Origin of the sequence: Cryobacterium sp. W22_MBD10_FK3 (assembly GCF_052113745.1) — a bacterium.
Lineage (GTDB): Bacteria > Actinomycetota > Actinomycetes > Actinomycetales > Microbacteriaceae > Cryobacterium.
Map to the genome: position 1 here is coordinate 148,091 of NZ_JBGQOH010000002.1, position 21,114 is coordinate 169,204.

Genomic DNA, 21,114 nt, shown 5'->3' on the forward strand with positions numbered 1-21,114 from the left:
GGCCCAGGCGTTGACTTGAGTCGAGGGCACTCAACTTTGGGGCTCAGTTCCGGGTCCGGCCCTCGCTCAGATTCCCCAGGAGGTTTCCTTGCCTACATACTTCGGCCCCGCCGGTTCCGAGAACGGCTCGTTCGACGAATTCCTGGCCCGCTACCTGCAGGGCCAGCGCGCCCAGGGCGGACGGCCCATCGAGATCACCCGGCTGCTCAGCCGGCGCACCCACGAGCTCCTCGTGCAGGCCGCGCAGTTCGCGGTCGACCACGGCCACGCCCACGTCGACGCCCTGCACCTGCTGCGCGTCATGGTGGAGCAGGAACCCGCCGCCTCGGCCATCCGCCGTGCCGGCGGCGACCCCGCCGCGATCGCGGCGGACGCCGAACAGCGCCTGCCCGAGTCCAGCGAGCGGGAGTCGCAGTCCGCGCCCGGCCTGACCCCGTCGGCCCAGCGCGCCCTGCTGGATGCCCACCAGGTCGCCCGCGCCTTCGGCTCCACCTACATCGACCCCGAGCACCTGTTCTTCGCGTTCGTGGTCAACCAGGATTCGCCCGCCGCCCGTGTGCTCGCCGAATCCGGCGTCACCGCCGAATCGCTGCAGGCCGGCGCCCAGCAGGCCGAGGCCGACGAGGCCAACGCCGCAGCGGGCAGCACGGCCGGCACCTCCGACACCCCGATGCTCGACACCTACGGCACCGACCTCACCGAACGCGCCCGCTCCGGCAAGCTCGACCCGGTGATCGGCCGCGGCGACGAGATCGAACAAACCGTCGAGATCCTCTCCCGGCGCACCAAGAACAACCCGGTGCTGATCGGCGAGGCCGGCGTGGGCAAAACCGCCGTGGTCGAGGGCCTGGCCCAGGCCATCGTCGACGGCCTGGTTCCCGAACAGCTGCGCGGCAAGCGCGTCATCGCACTCGACCTGCCGGCCATGCTCGCGGGCACCCGCTACCGCGGAGACTTCGAGGAGCGCCTCACCAAGACCATGGATGAGATCAGCGAGCGAAGCGACGAGATCATCGTCTTCATCGACGAGCTGCATACGGTGGTCGGCGCCGGTGGCGCCGGCGAGGGCGGCATGGACGCCGGCAACATCCTCAAGCCCCGCCTGGCGCGCGGCGAGCTGCACGTCGTCGGCGCCACCACCCTGAACGAGTACCGCAAGGTCGAGAAGGACCCCGCGCTCGAACGCCGCTTCCAGCCCGTGCGGGTGGGGGAGCCGAGCATCGAAGACGCCGTGCTGATCCTCGCCGGCCTGCAGGACCGCTACGCCGAGCACCACTCGGTGCGCTACACGGATGCCGCGCTCCGCGCCGCCGTCGAGATGAGCGCCCGGTACATCCCCGACCGGTTCCTGCCCGACAAGGCCATCGATCTGATCGACCAGGCCGGCGCCCGCGCCCGGCTGGCGCTGGGTTCCCGGGTCGACATCGAGGGGCTGCGCGAACAGCAGACCGCCCTCGAGACCGCGAAGACCCTCGCGGTCGCCGCGGAGGCCTACGAAGAGGCGTCCCGCTTGCGGGACGAAGCCGAGGCGCTGGCGGAGTCGATCGAGGCCGCCGTGGCCAGTCAGGGTGTGGATGCCGGTGTGCCGGCACCCTCCGCCGTGGTGGACGAGGCCGAGATCGCCGCGATCATCGCCCGCGCCACCGGCATTCCGGCTAGCCGCCTCACCGCGGGTGACCGCGAACGCCTCGCCAAGCTCGAGGACGACCTGCACCAGCGGGTCATCGGCCAGGACGACGCGGTGACCGTGATCGCCAAGGCCGTGCGGCGCAACCGCACGGGCATGGGTGACGCCCACCGCCCGGTCGGCAGCTTCCTCTTCCTCGGCCCCACCGGCGTCGGCAAGACGGAGCTGGCCAAGTCGCTGGCGGAGTCGCTTTTCGGCGACGAGAAGGCCATGCTGCGCTTCGACATGAGCGAGTTCAGCGAACGCCACACCGTCAGCCGCCTGGTCGGCGCCCCTCCCGGCTACGTCGGCTACGACGAGGCCGGCCAGCTGACCGAACACGTGCGACGGAACCCCTACTCGGTGGTGCTGCTCGACGAGATCGAGAAGGCCCACCCCGACGTCTTCAACCTGCTCCTGCAGGTGCTGGACGACGGCCGGCTCACCGACGGCCAGGGCCGCACCGTCGACTTTCGCAACACGGTGGTGATCATGACCTCGAACATCGGTTCAGAGGTGCTGGCCAGCCGGAGCGGCGCGCTCGGTTTCACCGCCGACCTGGACGGAGCGCACAACGGCTTCGGCTCGGAGAAGGCGCTGCGGGACCGCGTGATGGCCAAGCTCCGCGAGGCCATGCGGCCGGAGTTCCTCAACCGGATCGACGAGGTCGTGCTGTTCCGGAAGCTCGATCAGCCACAGCTGCGCCGGATCGTGCGGCTGCTGCTGACCCAGACCGAGGCGCGCCTCGCTGCCCAGGGCCACGCGCTCACCGTGAGTGAAGCGGCCGTGGACTGGATCGCCGAGACCGGCTACGAACCCGAGTACGGGGCCCGGCCGCTCCGCCGGGTCATCCAGCGCCAGCTTGACGACAGGATCGCCGACCTGCTGGTGGCCTCCGAGCTCGGCGCCGGTGGAGTGGTGGCGGTCACCGTCGCCGACGGCGCCCTGCGGGTCGCCGCCGAACCGGCGCGGATGCCGCTGGCGGCGTAAAGATCGCCCCCGAAACGCCCCGGCCGGAACCTGCACAGGTCCCGGCCGGGGCTTTTCGGCCGCTCGGACGCGGGCGGAATCCGCTCGTGACGACCCGCGGAGCTGACCGAAACTCATCCGCATCGCCAGCGACTAAACTGGTCGTTTGATTTGAGAGGTGTTTGAGTGGTTGATCAGGAGCTCGCACGGGAACAGGACTACGTCGCAACGCTGTACGCGCGACTTGACGCACTGCAGCGGGAGGCCGAGGGCCAGCTGAAGGCCGTGCGGATGCTCGACGTCGGTGGAAACCACCAGTCCCGCTCCGAACGCGACACCTTCGCCCGCACCTACGAGGACCGCATCGTGCAGCTGCGCGAGGTCGACGACAGGCTCGCCTTCGGCCGGCTGGAAACCGCCCCGGAAGACGGCGCCCCGGTCTACAGGTACATCGGCAGAGTGGGCCTGCGCGATGAGAACCTGCAGCCGATCCTGCTCGACTGGCGGGTGCCGCAGGCCAGCGCCTTCTACCAGGCCACGGCGGCGACGCCGCTCGGAGCCCGCTCGCGCCGCCACCTGCTCTCCAGCGGGCGCCGCATCATCCGCATCGAAGACGAGATTCTGGATGCCGCGCTGCTGGACGGCGACACCGCCAACCTGCACCAGGGCGAGGGGGCACTGCTCTCGGCGCTCACCGCGCAGCGCACCGGGCATATGTCCGACATCGTGTCGACCATTCAGGCCGAGCAGGACCGCATCATCCGCTCGGAGCTGAACGGTGTGCTCGTCGTGCAGGGTGGCCCCGGCACCGGCAAGACCGCCGTAGCGCTGCACCGGGCCGCCTACCTGCTGTACACCCACCGCGACCGGCTGCAGAACTCCGGGGTGCTCATCGTTGGCCCGTCCACCTCGTTCCTGCAGTACATCGAAGCCGTGCTGCCCTCGCTCGGCGAGACCGGGGTGGTGCTCGCCTCGGTGGGCCAGCTGTTCCCCGGCGTCGAGGCCAGCCACGAAGACGCCCCGGCCGTCGCCGCCCTCAAGGGCCAGACCTTCATGGCCGACCTCATCGCACGCGCTGTGAAGAGCCGGCAGAAGGTGCCGGCCGCGAGCCAGAAGCTGCTCGTGAACGGCGACACCCTGGTGCTGGTGCCCCAGCTGATCGAATCGGCCATCCACCGGGCCCGCTCCGGCGGCAAGCCGCACAACGAGGCCCGGGTGGTTTTCGTCAAGCACGCCCTCAACTCGCTGGCCCGGGAATGGCTCGAGCAGCTGAAGAGGCAGGGCCGGTCGATGGACGACACCGACCTGCCCATGCTGCGGGAAGACCTGCGCCTGGCCGATGACGTGCGGGTGGCGCTGAACACAGCCTGGCTGCCGCTCACGCCACAGAAGCTCGTGCAGGACCTCTACGCCCGCCCGCAATGGCTCGAACAACTGACCCCACGCTGGCGGGCTGCTCAGCGCGCCCTGCTCTACCGCCCGCGCGATGCCGAGTTCACGATCGCCGACATCCCCCTGCTCGACGAGGCGGCCGAACACCTCGGCGAATACAGCGCCGTCGACGCCGCCCAGAAGCGCGAGGCCAAGGAACAGCGCAAGCGCGACATCGAGAACGCCGAACTGGCGATCAAGAACATGGACGTGAAAGGCCTCGTGAACGCGAAGGCCCTCGCCGACAACTTCGCCGAGCTCGGCGACCGGGCCACCACGGCCGAACGCGCCGCGCTGGATCGCAGCTGGACCTACGGCCATGTGATCGTGGACGAGGCCCAGGAGCTCTCGCCCATGCAGTGGCGGTTGCTGATGCGTCGCGGGCCCCGCCGGTCGTTCACCATCGTGGGCGACATCGCCCAGGCCGCGGCTGCCGCCGCCGCCAACAGCTGGCGGGAGGCTCTCGCCCCCGTGCTCGAGGCCTCCTTCGAGGCCGACCGCTGGCGGTTGGAAGAGCTCACGGTGAACTACCGCACGCCCAGCCAGATCGCCGAGGCCGCCGAGAAAATGGCGGTGGCGCATGGCCTGCCGATCACGGCGTCTCGCACAGTGCGCGCCAGTGACTGGCCGGTCGACGTGTTGACGGATGCGCTCGACGCCGTGCGCCGCGAACGCGCCCTGGGGGTGGGCGGCACCGTCGCGGTGATCGTGCTCGAGCCCGCCATCGACGCCCTCTATCAGGCCCTCTCCGCCGAATTCGGTGACGCCATCGGCCGGGGTTCGGCCGGGTTGCTGCGCGACATCGCGCTGCTCACCCCGCAGGACTCCAAGGGCCTCGAGTTCGACGCCGTTGTTGTGGTCGACCCGGCCGCGATCGTGGAGGCCTCCGAGCGCGGCGCCGGTGCCCTGTACGTGGCGATGACCCGCGCCACCCAGCGCCTCTACCTGGTGAGCGACGGCCCGTTGCCGGCCGGGCTGGACGACCTGCCCTAGTTTCCGGAGCGCATCCGCAGCGCATCCGCAGCGCATCCACTCTGCCGCCGACTTGGCGCACAACGCCACTTCGCTGCCCGCCATGAGGCCCTGGGGCGGAAGTCGACGGATAGCGTGTCGGCGACTTCGGGCGAAGTCCCCCTTCAATACCTGTCAAGGGGGACTTTGCGGCAACTCGGCGAGCTGACCTACGCAGCCGGCGCAGGTCGGAAGGCCCGCAGCGTCGCAAGCAAGGCCTCTGGATTGAACGACGCCGGGTTGCGGATGGCCTGGATCGACGCGCCCTGCACGAGGGCGACGGCCGTGGCCGCGAGGTCGTCTGCCGAGGCGCTGCCCTGCGTGTCGCCCAGGCCGGCACCCGCTGCGCCACCCGCGGCGCCACCAGCGGAGACGAGTTCGCGGCATACCGGCAGGAACGCCTCCAGATAGCGCCCGAACGAGGCCTCGATGCGAGGCCGGAACAGGTCGTCCCGCCGGGCGAAGTAGAAGGCGAAGAGCAGCTCGACACCGGCGTGGTACTCCTGCATCCGTTCCAGCTCGCCCCGGATCATCCGCTCGAGCCGGTCCCACGGCGCCAGGTCGGCCAGGCCGGGGTCGGTGAGGGCGTCGAGGGTGCCGTCCAGCAACACGTCGAGCAGTGCCTGCAGCAGGCCGTCCTTCGACTGGAAGTGGAAGAAGACCAGCCCGGGGGAGATGCCGGCCGCGGAGGCGACCCGTCGGGCGGTGACGGCGTCGAGGCCCTCGGCGACCGCGATGTCGTACGCGGCGGCGAGGATCGCGTCGCAGCGCTCCTGTTCGGGCATCTTGGGTCCGCCCATGTGCTCAGGCGTTCCGGTCGGTGCGCTGGGCGGTGCGCTGCGCGGCACGGTGCTCGCGCCAGGCCTGCCACGCGCCGGTCGACCAGAGCGCCCAGAGCACCAGCACGGGCTGGAACACCAGGCGGATGGTGCGGTCAAGGTCGGTGTTCAGCCCGAACGAGTCGGTCTGCGTGACCAGCTGGGAGATGTTGCCGGGGAAGATGGCGATGAAGAACGCGGCGACGACGAAGCCCACCTGCACGCGGTACCGGCCCAGGGCGAGCAATGCCGCACCCAGCACGATCTCCACGACGCCCGAGGCGACGACGACGAAGTCGCCCTCGAGCGGCAGCCAGGTGGGCACCTGGGCCAGGAAGGCCTCGCGGTTGACGGTGAGGTGGCTGATGCCGGCCAGGAGCAGGAAGGCGCCGAGCACCAGGCGGAAGACGGTGCGGAGGATGGTGGTGCGCTTCTTCTGCGGGGCGAGGAGGGTCATGACGCGGCTTTCGGTGCTGGCTGGTGGACGGGGAGTCGCTGGGGGAGCGACACCTCGATCCTACATTGACCGATGGGTCAATGACCCGGTGGTCAATGTGACCGTGGTCCTCGTGCGGCGCCGGATTCAGCCGACGGCGGCGGCAACCAGGGCCGTCACCTCGGCATCCGTGCGCGCCTCGAACACGCCCCACATCACGTGGGTCGGCCCGCTGCCGTCGCTGCCGGCCTGGGACGGTCGGCTGATCCAGCGATGGGCGGCGGCCGTGGCGCCCAGGGCTGCCAGTGACGGTGCCACCGTGGTCTTGCGAAGGGTGCCCGCGACAACACTGCCGTCGGCGCCCAGGCGCCAGCCGCGGCTCGCGGCAAGCACCTGGCCCACCTCTTCGTCGGTCAGCCAGCGAGAAAAGCTCCGGCCGGGCGGGTCGATCGGGGTCAGCTTCATGTGACCCACCCTAATCTCGCTGCCCGCCGATCGGGCCCGACTCAGAGGGTGATCAGGGCCAGTTCGGCCTCCAGCCTTTCAACATCGATGCGGTGGCAGAGCTCGGTGGCCGGAGTCATGGCCGTGGCGCTGCCCGCCGCCACCGCGGCGCGGAACGCCGCCGGTGCATCGTGACCCTGCGCGATGCGCAGCACGAAGGCGCCGAGAAAGCTATCGCCGGCGCCCACTGTGCTCTGCACCGTCACCTTGGGCACGGGCAGGCGGATGACGCCGGTCGCGGAGGCGAGCACGGCTCCGGCGCCGCCGAGGGTGAGGGCCACGAACTCGGCCGAGCCGCGTTCGACGAGCGTGCTCGCGGCGGTGATCTGGCTCTCCTCGGTGTTCAGCGACGAGCCCACCAGCTCGCCGAGTTCGCGTCCACTGGGCTTGACCAGGTACACCCCCTCGGCGAGGGCCTCCGCGAGGGCGGGGCCGGACGCATCCACTATGCAGCGGGCGTCGTGCGCGCGGGCCAGGCGGGCCACCCTGGCGTAGAAGTCGTCGGGCACGCCCGGCGGCAGGCTGCCGCTGGCCACGACATAGCCGCCGTGCGGAATGGATTCCTCCACCCTGGCGAGACAGGCCCGCCATTCGGGTTCGGTGAGCTCTGGCCCCTGCAGCACGAAGCGGAATTGCTGGCCCGTGGACGTTTCGTCGACGGTGAAGCTCTCCCGGGTGCTGCCCGCGATGGGCACCACCACGGTGGGGGTGCCCTCGGCCTCGATGAGCTTGCGGTAGGCATCACCGGTCGGTCCGCCGGCGGCGTAGATCGCGAGAGTCTGGCCACCGAGCCGCTGGATGACGCGGGAGACGTTGATGCCGCCGCCGCCCGGATCGAGGCGGGACAGGCCGCAGCGCATCTTGTGCTCGCCGACCACGGTCTCTGTCGAGGTGCTGACATCGAGGGCTGGATTGACGGTGAGCGTGAGTATCGGCCGCAGCGGTGTCGACCTGGAGGCATTCATGCCTCCAGCGTAGGACCCGGGCAGGTGCGGGGGCGCCGGATGCGGCCGAGTGCGGCGTAGGGTGGCGGCGTGCAGAACCCACCCGTCCAGACCTACACCGCCGCCCAGGTGCGCGAGGCAGAGGCCCCGTTCCTGGAGCGGGGCGTGCCGCTCATGGCCAGGGCGGCCGAGGCTCTCGCTGCCGAGGCCGTGACGCTCCTCACGGCGCGCCGCGGCGGCATCGGGGGAGCCGGGGTGAGGGGCGCGCGAGTGCTGGTGCTGGCCGGTTCGGGCAATAACGGCGCGGATGCCCTGTTCGCCGCGGAGCTGCTGGCCGGTCAGGGTGCCGGCCTGTGCATCCTGCCCACCAGTGACCGTCTGCACCCCGAGGCGCTCGAGGCGGCGCTCGCGCGGGGCGCCGACCTGCGGCCCGTCGACGAGCTGCCCGAGGTGGTCACAGGGCTCGCCCGGGCGGCCGACCTGATCCTGGATGGCATCCTGGGCACCGGGAACACGGCCGGCCCGGCGCTGCGCGGGGCGGCGCGCACGACCGTGGCCGCGATCGCGCCTGTGCTCTCTGGCGAACACCCGCCCCTCGTCGTGGCCGTCGACCTGCCCAGCGGCATCGGCGTGGACGACGGCAGCGTGCCAGATCCCATGGTGCTGCGGGCCGACCTCACCGTCACCTTCGGCGGCTGCAAACCGGGGCTTTTGACGCACCCCGGCGCCGACTACGCCGGCCGGGTCGTCGTGGCCGACATCGGCATCGGCGTCGAGTTGGAGCGCATCCGCCGTCGCGATCTCGCCTGAGCCGGCAGGCCAGGCATGCTCCCGCCTCGCCGACCCACGCGTTCCGCCGGATGGACTTGTCGCTGCGGCTGCCAGAACGCGAGCGGGGCAACACGGTCCCTCCAACGCCCGTGAGTCTGCGCGCTAGGTGCGAATCCAGGCCTCGGTCGAGGAGTCGGGCAGCAGGTCGACCGCGGCGATCACCCGGGCCCGCAAGACGTTGCTCCGCTCGGTGAATCCGCGCTGACGTCGCACGTACTCCGCCTTGCCGGCCGGCGTTTCGATTGCCACCGGGGTGTAGCCCCACGCGGTGAGATCGTACGGCGATGCCTGCATATCGAGCTCCCGGATGTCGCGGGCGAGGTCGAAGCAGTCCAGCAACAGGTCTCCGGGAACCAGCGGACCCAGCTTGATGGCCCACTTGTAGACGTCCATTCCCGCGTGCAGGCAGCCGGGTTGCTCGAGCTGGGGCTGGTTTTCCCGGCTCGGCCGAACGGGGTGGGCCTGCTCGAAGTTGAGGTCAACGGCGGCGGGTGTGAAGAAGCGGAACGCATCGAAGTGCGTGCAGTTGATTCGGTGGGTTTCCACCACGGTGTCGGTGTCGTCCTGGCTGAGCCGCAGCGGGGATTCGTGGCGGTGTTCACCCTGTTGGTAGACCATGGCCCACTCGTGCAGGCCGAAGCAGCCGAAGTTGCCGGCCCGCTGTGCCGTTCGGCCCAGAAGGTTCACTATGAAGCGGATGCTGCGCGCGTTCTTCTGGGTGAAGGCGGCGTGGTCCACGACCACATCGTTGTCGGCCGAGCGGTACCACTTCCAGGTGGCGCGCTCGTCGGCGGCCGCGCCCTGCAGCACGACGTTCGCCCCAGGGTGCCAGCGCCGGAGCAGCCCAGGACGGAACGGGTAGTAGGTGAACAGGAAGTCGTCGACCGGATGGGTGTGCTCGGTGCCGGCGCGTTCCCGGCGTCCCCGGGTGGCGGCGTCCGCGCGCTCCTGATGCCGCCGCTCCAGCTCACGCCAGTCCGCGGCCGCGAGCGTTGTGGGCTCGGTGGCGGGGGAGATGGGCACCTTTCGAGGGTACTCGCGGTCAGTCGGCGCCGACCCAGACGGTGGCGAGGGTCGCGCTTTCGGAGGATCCCCCCTAGAGTAGTCACTAGGTGGAACAGAGTTCCGCCCGGCAGAACGCTACATCATCCGCCCGACTCGTCCCATCCGTCAGACTCATAGAGGAGCACCACCATGACCGCGAATCCCTTCGACCTCACCGGCAAGGTAGCCATCGTCACGGGTGCCAGCAGCGGCATCGGGCTCGCCATGGCGGAAGGGCTGGCAGCGGCCGGCGCCGACATCGTGGGTGTGAGTGTCAACATGCCCATGACCGGCAGCGAGGTCTCCCAGCGCGTGGAAGCCCTGGGCCGCACCTTCACCCCTTACGACACCGACTACGCCGACCGCGCCGCCATCACCGCCCTCGGCACCGACCTGGCCGCGCTGAACGCCGACATCCTGATCAACAACGCCGGAACCATCCGCCGGGCCCCCGCCGCCGAGCACTCCGACGAGTTCTGGGACGAAGTCATCGCCGTGAACTTGTCGTCGCAGTTCGTTCTGAGTCGTGCCGTCGGCGCCAACATGGTGGCCCGTGGCCACGGCAAGATCATCTTCACCGCCTCCCTGCTGAGCTTCCAGGGCGGCGTGAACGTGCCCGGATACACCGCATCCAAGTCGGCCATCGTCGGCCTGGCGAAGGCGCTGGCGAACGAATGGGCCGTCTCCGGTGTCAACGTGAACGCCATCGCACCCGGCTACATCGCCACGGCCAACACCACCGACCTGCGGGCGGACGGGGCGCGCTCCAAGGCGATCCTCGACCGCATCCCGGCCGGCCGCTGGGGCGAGGCGTCCGACCTGGTCGGTGCCGCGGTGTTCCTCTCCAGCAGCGCCTCCGACTACATCAACGGGATCACGCTGCCGGTCGACGGCGGCTGGCTCGCCCGCTAACCCGGTTCACTTGCAGAAATCCCCCGTCGTCATCGAAACGAAGGGGGATTTTCGCAATCACTGGCGCGGTGGGGCCTAGAGCGACGGTACCCGCTCGTTTTCGAGCGGCGCCTCCGGCGCGGTACCGACGCCGAACGGCCGGCCGCCCAGAGCCTCGCGGCCGTGCGCGGTGAGCCACACCGACGCATCCGGCCCCTTGGGCACGATGCCGGTGGGGTTGATGTCGCTGTGGGTCACGTAGTAGTGCCGCTTGATCTGCTCGAAGTCGATGGTGTCGCCGAAGCCGGGGGTCTGGAACAGGTCGCGGGCGTAGGCCCAGAGCACCGGCATCTCGCTGAGCTTGTTGCGGTTGCACTTGAAGTGGCCGTGATAAACGGCATCGAACCTGGCCAGCGTGGTGAACAGGCGGATGTCGGCCTCGGTGATCGTGTCGCCAACGAGGTAGCGCTGGCCGGCCAGTCGCTCCTCGAGCCAGTCGAGCCGCTCGAACAGGGTGTTGTAGGCCCGCTCGTACGACTTCTGGCTGCCTGCGAAGCCGCACTTGTAGACGCCGTTGTTGACGTCGTGGAAGATCAGGTCGGCGACCTCGTCGATCTCGGCACGCAGGGCCTCGGGGTAGAGGTCCGGGGCGCCGGGCCGGTGATATTCCACCCACTCGGTCTCGAAGTCGAGGGTGATCTGCGGGTAGTTGTTGGTCACGAGCTTGCCCGAGGGCACATCGACGATCGCCGGCACGGTGATGCCCCGGGGGTAGTCAGGGAACCGGGCGAAGTATGCGTCCTGGATGCGTTCGATACCCAGAACCGGGTCGACCCCGTCCGGGTCGAGGTCGAAGGTCCAGCTGTTCTTGTCGTGGGTGGGGCCGGGCAGGCCGAGCGAGATGACTCGCTCCAGGCCGAGCAGCCGGCGCACGATGGCGGTGCGATTCGCCCACGGGCATGCGCGCGCGGCCACCAGGCGGTAGCGGCCGGGTTCCACCGGCCAGCCGTCGCGGCCGTCGCGGGTGATGCGGTCTTCGATGTAGTTGGTGTCGCGGTCGAAGTCCTTGCCGGGCTCCACGTAACTCGGACGCAGCGTGCTGGGGGTCAGATTGCTCATCACTCCACGGTACGGGAAAAAACCGTGCGTACGCATGGAGTTTCTTCAGTCGTGCAGATGGTGCACTGGCCACGCCGTGGCCTCGGTGAGCAGCTCAAGCAAGGATTGTGCTGACGAGCGAGCCTCGGCCTCGCCGCGCGGATCGTGCACGTCGATGGCCAGGGGCGGCGCCTCCCCGAACTTGGGGATCTCCACCTCGACCCGCACGCCGTGCGGCAGGGCGACGAAAGCGGACGCGGTGTGAGCGCCCTGCACCGTCGCATCCAGGGCCGCGGCGATGATGCCGAGGGCCTCCGGCTTGGTGGCGTGAATATCGGCGACGAGGGTGGCGACGTGGTCCATGGGCGTCCTTTTGCGAGGTGACGGGTGAACGTCAGCGTAGCCGAGCGCCAGCGAAGCCTTGCGCAGACGGGTCGTCCCGGCTATTCACGACCTGTACCCCAACCCGACTGAACCCGATTCTCCGACAGAAAGGACCAGCGACATGGCTGACACCGAAGCGCCCACCCTCGCGCCGTGGGAGTTGGACGAGATCGACCGGGCCAATGCGTCCGGGCTCACCCCCGTGGTCTTCGTGCACGGACTCTGGCTGCTCTCCAGCAGCTGGAAGTCGTGGCGTGACATGTTCGAAGCCAACGGCTACACGACCATCGCGCCGGGCTGGCCGGATGACCCCCGCACCGTGGCGGAGGCCTACGAAGCGCCCGAGGCCTTCGCCCACAAGATGGTGCAACAGGTCACCGACCATTACCTCGAAGCGATCTCACGGCTCACCCAAACGCCCGCGGTGATCGGTCACTCGTTCGGCGGGCTGATCGCCCAGAAGCTGGCGGGGGAGGGCGTGGCCTTCGCCACGGTCTCGATCGACAACGCGCCGTTCAAGGGTGTGCTGCCGTTGCCCGCTTCGGCGCTCAAGTCGGCATCCCCGGTGCTGGGTAACCCGGGCAACCGCGGAAAGGCGATCTCACTCACCTTCGAGCAGTTCCAGTACGGCTGGGCGAACAACCTGGACGAGTCCGAGGCCAAGCAGCTGTACACCGACTATCACGTACCCGCGTCCGGGGCGCCACTGTTCCAGGCCGCGGTGGCGAACTTCAATCCGTTCGGCGGTGAGACCAGGGTGGATACCAAGAACCCCAACCGCGGCGCGCTGCTGGTCTTGGCCGGGGAGAACGACAACACGGTGCCGCTCGCCATCACCCGGGCGAGTTACAAGCTGCAGGCCAAGAACGAAGGCATCACCGAAATCGCCGAGATCCCCGGTCGCGGCCACTCCCTGGTCATCGACAGCGGATGGCGCGACGTGGCCGAGCCCGCCCTCGCCTTTGTGCGTCGGTTCGACCGGGCATCGGCCAGGTGACCCGCGCCAGGTAGGCCAGCAGCCACGTTCGCGTCGAGGGCTGCCGCCGGCACAGACGGCCATTCTGGGGGTGCCCCCCGCACCTTAACGCGAAGCAAACAGCGGCGAGCGGGTTAGGTGACACTCACGGCGTCCGGTATTCATTTTGTATGAGCTTAGAATCCCAGACGGCAAACCGGGAACTGCGGGCTGACCGGCCCGTCAGTCTCGGCGAGCTGACTTCGCCTGCCCGTCTGGTGCCTGCGGACACGCCGTTGGCCGACATCGATCGCACCTTCCGGGCCGACCGCGCGCTGCGGTCGCTGGTGGTGCACGACGGCGACCGGTATGCGCTCTTGACCCGCGAGCACGTGGAATACACGCTCACGGGGCGACTCGGTTACGGCCGGGGCTTGCACGTGCGGTCGACGGCCGCGCAGATGGTGTCGGGAAATGCGTTCTCGCTGCCGGGAAACCTGGAACTCGGTCACGCAGCCCGGCGCATCCTCACCTTGCCCGAGGAGTCCAGGTACCGGGATGTGCTCGTGCTGACCGATTCGGGGCCGGGTGTTGTCTCGGTGTCGCAGCTGTTCGAACGGCTGTCGTCCGACTTCAGGTACGCCGCCCTGCACGATTCCCTCACCGGGCTCGCCAACCGGCGCCAGCTCGAGGAGCGAGGTTCGACGTTCACCGCGGATGACCTGGCCGGCGTGGCTGTGCTGTTCATCGATCTGGACGGGTTCAAGGCCGTCAACGACACCTTCGGACACCGGGCGGGCGACGAGGTTCTGGTCGGGTTCGCCGACCGGCTGCGGGGGCTGATGCGTCCCACTGATGTGCTGGCCCGGCTCGGCGGCGACGAATTCGCGGCGCTGCTGGTGAATGTCACCGAGGAGCAGGCTCTGCACGTCGCGAACCGGGTGGTGCTCCAGGCCGCCGCTCCATTCACGAGCGACGGTCATCTGCTGCACCTGTCGGCGTCGGTGGGCGTCTCGATGGCTGTCGACGTGGTCGACGAACTGGAGCTGAGCCAACTCGACGCTCTGCTCAGGCACGCCGACGGAGCCATGATCAAGGCCAAGAAGGCCGGCAAACGCCAGGTGGCCCGGCTCGATGGGAAGGGCGCCGCGCCGATCACCCGCAACGCGCTGATCCGGCGCCGGCTGACGGCCGCGTTCGAATCCGAGACCTTCACGCTGCACTTTCAACCACAGCTTGACCTGGTCACCGGGGAATGCACCGCCGTCGAGGCCCTCCTGCGCTGGCACGACAGGGTGTTGGGGGAGGTGTCACCGGCGGAGTTCATCCCGATCTTCGAGCTGTCCGGAGACATCCACCGCATCGGTGAGTGGGTGATAGACCAGGCGTGCGCTCAGGCGCGCCGATGGCTGGATGCCGGTGAGCCACGCAGCATCGCAATCAACGTGTCACCGCTGCAGCTCGCCGCCCGCACGGTGGTTCCCCAGGTCCTCGCCGCACTTGCCGCCCATCGGGTGCCCGCCGAATTTCTGCAGGTGGAGATCACCGAGGGGTCCGAGATCACCGACCTGCCGCGGGCGATCGGCCAGCTGCAGGCGTTGCGTGACGCGGGCTTGAGCATCGCGCTCGACGACTACGGAACCGGGTACTCCTCACTGGCCATGCTGAGAGACCTTCCGCTGACCACGGTGAAAATCGACAAGACCTTCATCGACGCGATCGAGGACTCGCCTCAGGATGCGCTCCTGGTGGGCGGGGTCATCGACACGGCCCACGCGTTGGGCCTGCGGGTGACTGCGGAAGGGGTGGAGCGGGCCGGGCAATTGCATCTGCTTCGGGCGATGGGCTGCGACACCGCCCAGGGTTACCTGATCTCCCGGCCCGTGCCCGCCCAGCTGTTGCCTGCGGCGCAACTATTTGTCTAGGGGCGCGGCTCATCGTTCGGGCCGATCGTGGGGTGCACCTCGCGTATCCGCGCCGACCGGTCGATAATCTCTGCAGGGTAGGCAGGCGCACGTTCCAGACAGAACATTCCAAACAGAACAGTCCAGACAGTGCGTTCCAGACAGTTCCTTCCAGACAGTGCGTTCCAGACAGTTCCTTCCAGAAACCAACGGCACGGGCGCGAGTCCGGCAGCGAGGAGACCATCATGAGCACGAAGCTCAACCCCTATTTGAACTTCCGCGACAATGCCAAGGACGCCATGGAGTTCTACCACTCGATCTTCGGCGGCGAGCTGACCCGCAGCACGTATGCCGAATTCCAGGCCAGTGAGGATCCGAGTGAGCAGGACAAGACGATGCACGCGGCGCTCACCACCCCGAACGGTCTGTCGCTCATGGCGGCGGACACCCCGAACGCGATGGAGTACATACCCGGCAACAATTTCTCGGTGTCGCTCAGCGGAGACAGCGAAGACGCTGCCCAGCTGCGCGGCTACTGGACCAGGCTTGTCGACGGCGGATCGGTGACGATGCCGCTGGAAGTCGCGCCGTGGGGAGACAGCTTCGGCATGTGCGTCGACAGGTTCGGGGTGTCCTGGTTGGTGAACATCGCCGGTGCTCCCGAGCCATCCTGATTCGCGGGCGAAGTGGGGTCTCCGCGACGGGCGCGACCGTCGGGGACCTAAAACGGCGGATTGTCGGGCACCGGTGGCGTCGGGTGCCGCTTCGGCCGATGCCGGGGCAGCAGGTAGCTGTCATCGGCGGGCCGCTTCCGGGTGGTCGGCCCCACCGTCGGTGGCCGCGGCCGGGGTGGTCCCATCGGGTTGGCCGGATCGGTGCGGTAACTGCGCTGGCCGGGCGAGGTCCACAGCAGAATCCCGCCCGGCTCCTGGGTGACCCGCCACTGCGAGAGGTGTTTGAGCCGGTGATGCGGTTCGCAGAGGTGGGCGAGGTTGTCGCTGTCGGTTCGGCCGCCGTCGGCCCACGGGTCGGTGTGGTCGACGTCGCTGGTCACCGCGGGGCGGGCGCACCCGGGGAACCGGCAGGTTTCATCACGCACCCGGAGCCATTTCTTCATGGCTTTGGTGTTCTTGTGCTGGGTCTTGCCCAGCGAGAGCACCACCCCGGTCTCCGGGTGGGTGAGCAACCGGGTGAAGCTGGGTGCGTGGCCGGCGATCTCCCGGGCCGTCTCGGGCGAGATCGGCCCGTACCCTTCGAGGGTGGCGGGTTCCTCGTCCAGGCCGAGCAGGGTCAGCACGGGCACGGTGATCATCACCGTGCCGCGGACGCCGGCGCCCATCCCGTCCGGCGTGATGCCGTCTAGCAGGAGCGCCCGGGTGACATCGGCGCGGAGCTGATCCAGGGTGCGGGTGGGGAGCTCCTCGGCCGGGTCCTGACCGATCCCGGCTGCCGCGCCGATCCCGGCTGCCGCGCCGATCCCGGCTGCCGCGCCGATGCCGGCTGCCGCGCCGATGCCGGCTGCCGCGCCGATTCCGAACGCGACACCGCTGCCGGACGTGGCGTCCGGACGGTCGGTGGCTGTGGGGTCGCCGATCTTCTTCAGTGACACCGCCATGGCGTTGATCCGGTCGTAGGCGGCTTTGGTGTCGTGCGCGGTGCCGTACCAGTGCAGCCAGCCCATCCCGTCCGCGGCGGCCTCCCAGCGGCTGTGCCGCTGCGCGAGGGCCTGTGTGCTGCGGGTCACGATGGACTCCGGGTGCAGTTTCTCCCGCAACCGGTGGGCCTTGGTGATGAAGCGGCCCACCGGCAGGCGTTTGGCGTGCGGGAGCACGGCTTCTTCGAACGCGGCCTGGTGCTCCATCGGGAGGGTGTCGAGCTGTTCGAGCAGGGCCAGGGCGTGCCGGTAACTGATCTGCCCGGCCGCGAGAGCGTCGAACGTTGCCGGGGCGCTGTAGCTGAGCGCGCGGCCCTGGTCCATCCGGCGTTCCACGGTGCGTTCGGCCACGTGGATCAGGCAGGCCAGTTCGCTCACCACGGTGCGCCGGGCGACCTCGGGGTTGCCCCACCGGGTGAACGCGGCCGCCCGGGCCTGATCGGCGGTCATCGTGGCCGCGTTCTGGTCGGCGGCCCGGATGCCCGCCAGGTCGCCGTGCAGCCTCGAGGCGACCTGGGGTTGCTCGCTCCATTCCTGCAACTCCACCAGCTTCGCGGCGTAGCGGGCCTCGGCGGCAGCGATCGAACGGTACTCGGCGGCGGCTTCCTCGGTGATCTGGGCGAGTTCGACCCGGACGTGTTCGTCCAGGTTGGGCTTCGGAGAGTAGTCGTCATCGTCCGAAGCCGGCGGTGGTGCCACATCAGGGCTACTCATGCTGAGATCGTCTCACCTACCACCGACATTGCAGCCTCCCCGGCGCCAGCCCGCACGATCTCATCATCGAGCCGGGAGCAGAGCCCCAAGAATCGCGAGATGCGGCGCCCGGCTCACGGTTCGCTGGCGAGATCGGGGCTAGGTTGGGGCGCATGGCGAGCGAATCGACTGAACTCACCGTTGCCGGGCCGCACGGCGAGCGCACCATGCGTCTGTCCAGCCCGAGCCGGGTGCTGTGGCCGGAGGCAGGCATCACCAAGCTCGACCTGGCCGAGTACATCGTGGCTGTGGGAGAGGCCTTCGTCGCGGCGAACGGGGGCCGGCCGGTGTCGCTGCAGAGGTTTCCCGGCGGCATCGACGGCGAGCAGTTCTTCTCGAAGAATCCGCCCAAGGGGGCGCCGGAGTTCGTGCGGGCGGTGCCGGTGGTCTATCCGAGCGGGCGCACGCATCCGCAGCTCGTGATCGACGAACCCGCCGGCGCCGTCTGGGCCGTGCAGATGAACACCGTGGTCTTTCACCCCTGGCCGTCTCGGGCGGAGAACACCGACAACCCCGATCAGCTGCGTATCGACCTGGACCCGCAGCCCGGCACCGACTTCGACGACGCGATCCCGGTGGCCATCGAACTGCGCGCGGTGCTGGCCGAAGCCGGGCTCACGGCGTTCGTCAAGACCAGCGGCAACCGCGGGTTGCACGTGTTCGCTCCCATCGAGCCGACCCGCGAATTCCAGGTGGTGCGGCACGCCGTGATCGCGGCCGCCCGCGAGGTGGAGCGCCGCCTGCCGAAGACCGTCACCACTGCCTGGTGGAAGGAGGAGCGGGGCAGCCGCATCTTCGTGGACTTCAACCAGGCCAACCGGGACCGCACGATGGCGGGCGCATACAGCCCCCGGGCGCTGGCGCACGCCCCGGTGTCGTGCCCGATCACCTGGGACGAACTGGAGAGCACAGACCCTACGGCGCACACGATTCTGTCGGTGCCGGATCGCCTGCGCGACGTCGGTGATCCCTGGGCGCGGATGCATGACCGGCCGGGCCGCATCGACACTCTGCTCGAGTGGTGGGAACGCGATCTGGCTCAGGGCTTGGGGGAGCTGCCGTTCCCGCCGGACTATCCCAAGATGCCCGGGGAACCGCCGCGCGTGCAGCCCAGCCGCGCGCGCCACGACCCGTAGCATCCGCGCGCCGTCAAGCTCGCGAGAGCGCCCGTGTGGCTGCTTCAGCGACGTCGAAGCAACCGTTGAGCCGCTTTCGCGAGACGGTCACGGCCCTACTCCGTCTGGTGGGGGATGTCCGGCGGCGCGGCTGTGGCTAGCGTCGAGGGTATGAGTGCACCGATCCAGAGCGACCAGACCGCCGCACCCGACCAGACCGCCGCACCCGACCGGACCGCCGCACTCGACCGGACCGCCGCACTCGACCGGACCGCCGCACCCGACCGGACCGCCGCACTCGACCGGACCGCCGCACCCGACCGGACCGCCGCACCCGACCGGACCGCCGCACCCGACCAGACCGACACCCTCATCCCGGCCCGAGTGCCCTGGACAGCCGTGACGATCTTCATCGTGATGGCCTGCGGCCTGGCCTGGCTCGTGGCGCTGCCCCTGTGGCTGGACGGCAGCGGCCTCGCCAACCCGTTCGCCGGCCTGCTGCTGCCGGTGATCATGTTCACGCCCGGCATCGCCGCCCTGTTTGTGGTGTTCATGGTGCAGCGCCCGAGGCCCCGACCGGTGACCGAGTACCTGGGTCTGTGGCCGCTGCGCCCAGCGGGGCGCACCATCTGGATGACCGTGTTCGGAATCTTCGGTAGCGCCCTGGTGGTGATTGCCGGCGTGTTCCTGGCCGCCGCCCTCGGCCTGGTGCAGCTCGACCTGGTGAGCTTCTCCGGCTTCGCCCAGGTAGTGCAGGCGGCCAGCCCGGTCGAGTCACCCATTCCCGTTGGACTCATCGTGCTGCTCCAGCTGCTGATGATCCCCGTCGCGGCGATCTTCAACGGCCTCTTCGCCCTCGGTGAAGAGATCGGCTGGCGCGGCTGGCTACTGCCGACCCTGCGCCCGCTCGGCACCTGGCCGGCGCTGCTCATCTCCGGAGCGGTCTGGGGCTTCTGGCACAGCCCGCTGATCCTGCTCGGCTACAACTTCGGCCAGCCCAACCTGCTGGGCGTCGGTCTCATGATCGGCGGCTGCGTGCTCTACGGGGTGCTGCTGGGCTGGTTGCGCCTGCGCACGGGATCGGTCTGGCCGGCGGTGTTCGCCCACGGCGCGTTCAACGCGACGGCCGGGTTCCTGCTGCTGGTGGTTGCCGCCGACACCTCCGCCGACCCGGTATCCACCGGCCCGCTCGGCTGGGTGACCTGGATCGTGATGGCACTGGTCATCGCCGTGCTGGTGCTGACCGGGCAGTTCCGCACGCAGCCGGCCCTGCAGCGTCGACCGGCTAGGCCGTGATGCGCTCGTAGCTCACGAACCGGTAGCGCAGCCCGGTGCGGGAGGTCAGCCACTCGGTGACAGCGGTCTGCGTGTAGCCGGCATCGACGCCGGGAGCCACCGTGTCACCCGCGGCGTCGAGGTCGACCTCGGTCACCTCGAGACGATCGGCCAGCGGCATCGACTGCCGGTAGATGTCGCCACCGCCGATGATCCACACGGATGCCGGCGCCGCGGCGGCCAGCGCCCCGGCCAGGGAATGCACCACGGTGGCACCCTCAGCGGCCCAGGCCTGCTGCCGGGTGATGACGACGTTGTGCCGTCCGACCAGGGGACGGAATCTCTCCGGGAGCGAATCCCAGGTGCGGCGGCCCATGATGACAGCACCGCCCTGGGTCAGTTCCTTGAACCTGGCCAGGTCTTCCGGCAGGTGCCAGGGGATGCTGCCGGCGTCGCCGATGACCCCGTTGGCGGCTTGCGCCCAGATCAGGCCGATCTGGGCATCCGCTGCCGGCGTCACGCCCGCGTCGGACCCGGAAGTCTCAGACGGCAACAGGGGCCTTGATCGCGGGGTGGTGCACGTAGTCGACGACCTCGAGGTCCTCGAACTCGTAGTCGAAGATGCTGTCGCGTTCGGTGGTGATCTTCAGCTGGGGTGCCGGGAACGGAGTGCGGCTGAGCTGCTCGGTGACCTGCTCGAGGTGATTGGAGTAGATGTGGCAGTCGCCGCCGGTCCAGATGAAGTCGCCCACCTCGAGGCCGGTCTGGGCGGCGACGAGGTGGGTGAGCAGCGCATAGCTGGCGATGTTGAACGGCACGCCGAGGAAGAGGTCGGCGCTGCGCTGGTACAGCTGGCAGGAGAGCTTGCCGTCGGCCACGTAGAACTGGAACAGGGCGTGGCAGGGGGCCAGGGCCATCTCGGGGATGTCCGCGACGTTCCAGGCCGACACGATGATGCGCCGGGAATCCGGGTTGGTCTTGAGGGTCTCGATGACCTGGGCGATCTGGTCGATGTGGCCGCCGTCCGGGGTGGGCCAGGAACGCCACTGCACGCCGTATACCGGGCCGAGCTCGCCCTGTTCGTCGGCCCACTCGTTCCAGATGCGCACGCCGTGCTCGCGCAGCCAGCCCACGTTGCTCTCTCCGCGCAGGAACCAGAGCAGTTCGTAGGCCAGCGAGGGGAAGTGCACCCGCTTGGTGGTGATCAGCGGGAATCCCTTACTGAGGTCGAAGCGCAGCTGGGCGCCGAAGACGCTGAGGGTGCCCGTTCCCGTGCGGTCGGCCTTGTTCGCCCCGGTTTCCAGAACCAGGCGCAGCAGGTCTTCGTAGGGGGTCGCGATCGCGCTGGCGTCGCTCAGGCTGGGTTCCGGCTGACTTTTCATTGGCTCAAATCTACCCGGTGCCGGCCGTCGCCGGGGCATTGATTCGCG

19 protein-coding genes are annotated in these 21,114 nt (G+C 69.3%); 9 read left to right on the forward strand and 10 right to left on the reverse strand.

What is annotated here, in order from left to right:
- The first annotated feature begins 88 nt into the window (after positions 1 to 88).
- Positions 89 to 2,656 carry an ATP-dependent Clp protease ATP-binding subunit gene (locus ACEN2M_RS03655; protein WP_441646771.1) on the forward strand — a complete coding sequence of 856 codons (2,568 nt, stop codon included), beginning with the start codon at positions 89 to 91 and terminating at the stop codon, positions 2,654 to 2,656.
- Between the two features lie 165 nt (positions 2,657 to 2,821).
- Entirely contained in the window at positions 2,822 to 5,059 is a 2,238-nt protein-coding gene (locus ACEN2M_RS03660) for a UvrD-helicase domain-containing protein (protein WP_441646772.1), read from the forward strand.
- A gap of 188 nt (positions 5,060 to 5,247) precedes the next feature.
- Here the strand turns inward: ACEN2M_RS03660 and ACEN2M_RS03665 are convergent, their stop codons facing one another.
- The 4 genes from ACEN2M_RS03665 to ACEN2M_RS03680 form a co-directional block, all read right to left on the reverse strand.
- Complete coding sequence (locus ACEN2M_RS03665) at positions 5,248 to 5,877, reverse strand: TetR/AcrR family transcriptional regulator (RefSeq protein ID WP_441646773.1); 630 nt, start codon at positions 5,875 to 5,877, stop codon at positions 5,248 to 5,250.
- Between the two features lie 4 nt (positions 5,878 to 5,881).
- Entirely contained in the window at positions 5,882 to 6,352 is a 471-nt protein-coding gene (locus ACEN2M_RS03670; protein ID WP_441646774.1) for a DoxX family protein, read from the reverse strand.
- Positions 6,353 to 6,478: 126 nt separating this feature from the next.
- On the reverse strand, positions 6,479 to 6,796 hold the full coding sequence (locus ACEN2M_RS03675) for a hypothetical protein (protein ID WP_441646775.1): 318 nt from the start codon (positions 6,794 to 6,796) through the stop codon (positions 6,479 to 6,481).
- Between the two features lie 41 nt (positions 6,797 to 6,837).
- On the reverse strand, positions 6,838 to 7,800 hold the full coding sequence (locus ACEN2M_RS03680) for a 1-phosphofructokinase family hexose kinase (protein ID WP_441646776.1): 963 nt from the start codon (positions 7,798 to 7,800) through the stop codon (positions 6,838 to 6,840).
- Positions 7,801 to 7,869: 69 nt separating this feature from the next.
- Between ACEN2M_RS03680 and ACEN2M_RS03685 the strand changes: the two genes are divergently transcribed.
- A complete protein-coding gene (locus ACEN2M_RS03685; RefSeq protein WP_441646777.1) occupies positions 7,870 to 8,589 on the forward strand; it encodes an NAD(P)H-hydrate epimerase in 720 nt (239 codons plus the stop codon).
- 123 nt (positions 8,590 to 8,712) lie between these two features.
- On the opposite strand, the gene ACEN2M_RS03690 is transcribed toward ACEN2M_RS03685, so the two are convergent.
- Positions 8,713 to 9,633 (reverse strand): 3-methyladenine DNA glycosylase, encoded by a 921-nt coding sequence (locus ACEN2M_RS03690; RefSeq protein ID WP_441646778.1) that lies wholly within the window; start codon positions 9,631 to 9,633, stop codon positions 8,713 to 8,715.
- Positions 9,634 to 9,804: 171 nt separating this feature from the next.
- On the opposite strand from ACEN2M_RS03690, the gene ACEN2M_RS03695 reads away from it, so the two are divergent.
- Entirely contained in the window at positions 9,805 to 10,566 is a 762-nt protein-coding gene (locus ACEN2M_RS03695; protein ID WP_441646779.1) for an SDR family NAD(P)-dependent oxidoreductase, read from the forward strand.
- A gap of 75 nt (positions 10,567 to 10,641) precedes the next feature.
- Here the strand turns inward: ACEN2M_RS03695 and ACEN2M_RS03700 are convergent, their stop codons facing one another.
- Positions 10,642 to 11,664: a glutathione S-transferase family protein gene (locus ACEN2M_RS03700; protein WP_441646780.1), complete on the reverse strand. Its 1,023-nt coding sequence runs from the start codon at positions 11,662 to 11,664 to the stop codon at positions 10,642 to 10,644.
- 45 nt (positions 11,665 to 11,709) lie between these two features.
- Complete coding sequence (locus ACEN2M_RS03705; protein WP_441646781.1) at positions 11,710 to 12,006, reverse strand: hypothetical protein; 297 nt, start codon at positions 12,004 to 12,006, stop codon at positions 11,710 to 11,712.
- Positions 12,007 to 12,148: 142 nt separating this feature from the next.
- Between ACEN2M_RS03705 and ACEN2M_RS03710 the strand changes: the two genes are divergently transcribed.
- The 3 genes from ACEN2M_RS03710 (at position 12,149) to ACEN2M_RS03720 (ending at position 15,561) form a co-directional block, all read left to right on the forward strand.
- Entirely contained in the window at positions 12,149 to 13,024 is an 876-nt protein-coding gene (locus tag ACEN2M_RS03710; RefSeq protein WP_441646782.1) for an alpha/beta hydrolase, read from the forward strand.
- 149 nt (positions 13,025 to 13,173) lie between these two features.
- Complete coding sequence (locus ACEN2M_RS03715; RefSeq protein WP_441646783.1) at positions 13,174 to 14,907, forward strand: putative bifunctional diguanylate cyclase/phosphodiesterase; 1,734 nt, start codon at positions 13,174 to 13,176, stop codon at positions 14,905 to 14,907.
- Between the two features lie 225 nt (positions 14,908 to 15,132).
- Positions 15,133 to 15,561, forward strand: a complete 429-nt coding sequence (locus ACEN2M_RS03720; RefSeq protein ID WP_441646784.1) for a VOC family protein — start codon at positions 15,133 to 15,135, stop codon at positions 15,559 to 15,561.
- A 47-nt stretch (positions 15,562 to 15,608) separates the two neighbouring features.
- On the opposite strand, the gene ACEN2M_RS03725 is transcribed toward ACEN2M_RS03720, so the two are convergent.
- Positions 15,609 to 17,255, reverse strand: coding sequence for a DUF222 domain-containing protein (locus tag ACEN2M_RS03725; RefSeq protein WP_441646785.1), 1,647 nt, complete (start codon positions 17,253 to 17,255; stop codon positions 15,609 to 15,611).
- 152 nt (positions 17,256 to 17,407) lie between these two features.
- Between ACEN2M_RS03725 and ligD the strand changes: the two genes are divergently transcribed.
- Together ligD and ACEN2M_RS03735 are read left to right on the forward strand one after the other, a co-directional pair.
- A complete protein-coding gene (gene ligD / locus ACEN2M_RS03730) occupies positions 17,408 to 18,430 on the forward strand; it encodes a non-homologous end-joining DNA ligase (protein ID WP_441646786.1) in 1,023 nt (340 codons plus the stop codon).
- Positions 18,431 to 18,580: 150 nt separating this feature from the next.
- Entirely contained in the window at positions 18,581 to 19,705 is a 1,125-nt protein-coding gene (locus tag ACEN2M_RS03735; protein WP_441646787.1) for a CPBP family intramembrane glutamic endopeptidase, read from the forward strand.
- Here the strand turns inward: ACEN2M_RS03735 and ACEN2M_RS03740 are convergent.
- Both ACEN2M_RS03740 and ACEN2M_RS03745 read right to left on the reverse strand, forming a co-directional pair.
- Positions 19,695 to 20,237, reverse strand: a complete 543-nt coding sequence (locus ACEN2M_RS03740; protein ID WP_441646788.1) for a dihydrofolate reductase — start codon at positions 20,235 to 20,237, stop codon at positions 19,695 to 19,697. The genes ACEN2M_RS03735 and ACEN2M_RS03740 overlap by 11 nt on opposite strands.
- Positions 20,227 to 21,066: a thymidylate synthase gene (locus ACEN2M_RS03745; protein ID WP_441646789.1), complete on the reverse strand. Its 840-nt coding sequence runs from the start codon at positions 21,064 to 21,066 to the stop codon at positions 20,227 to 20,229. The genes ACEN2M_RS03740 and ACEN2M_RS03745 overlap by 11 nt, the downstream gene beginning before the upstream one ends.
- Positions 21,067 to 21,114: the final 48 nt, after the last annotated feature.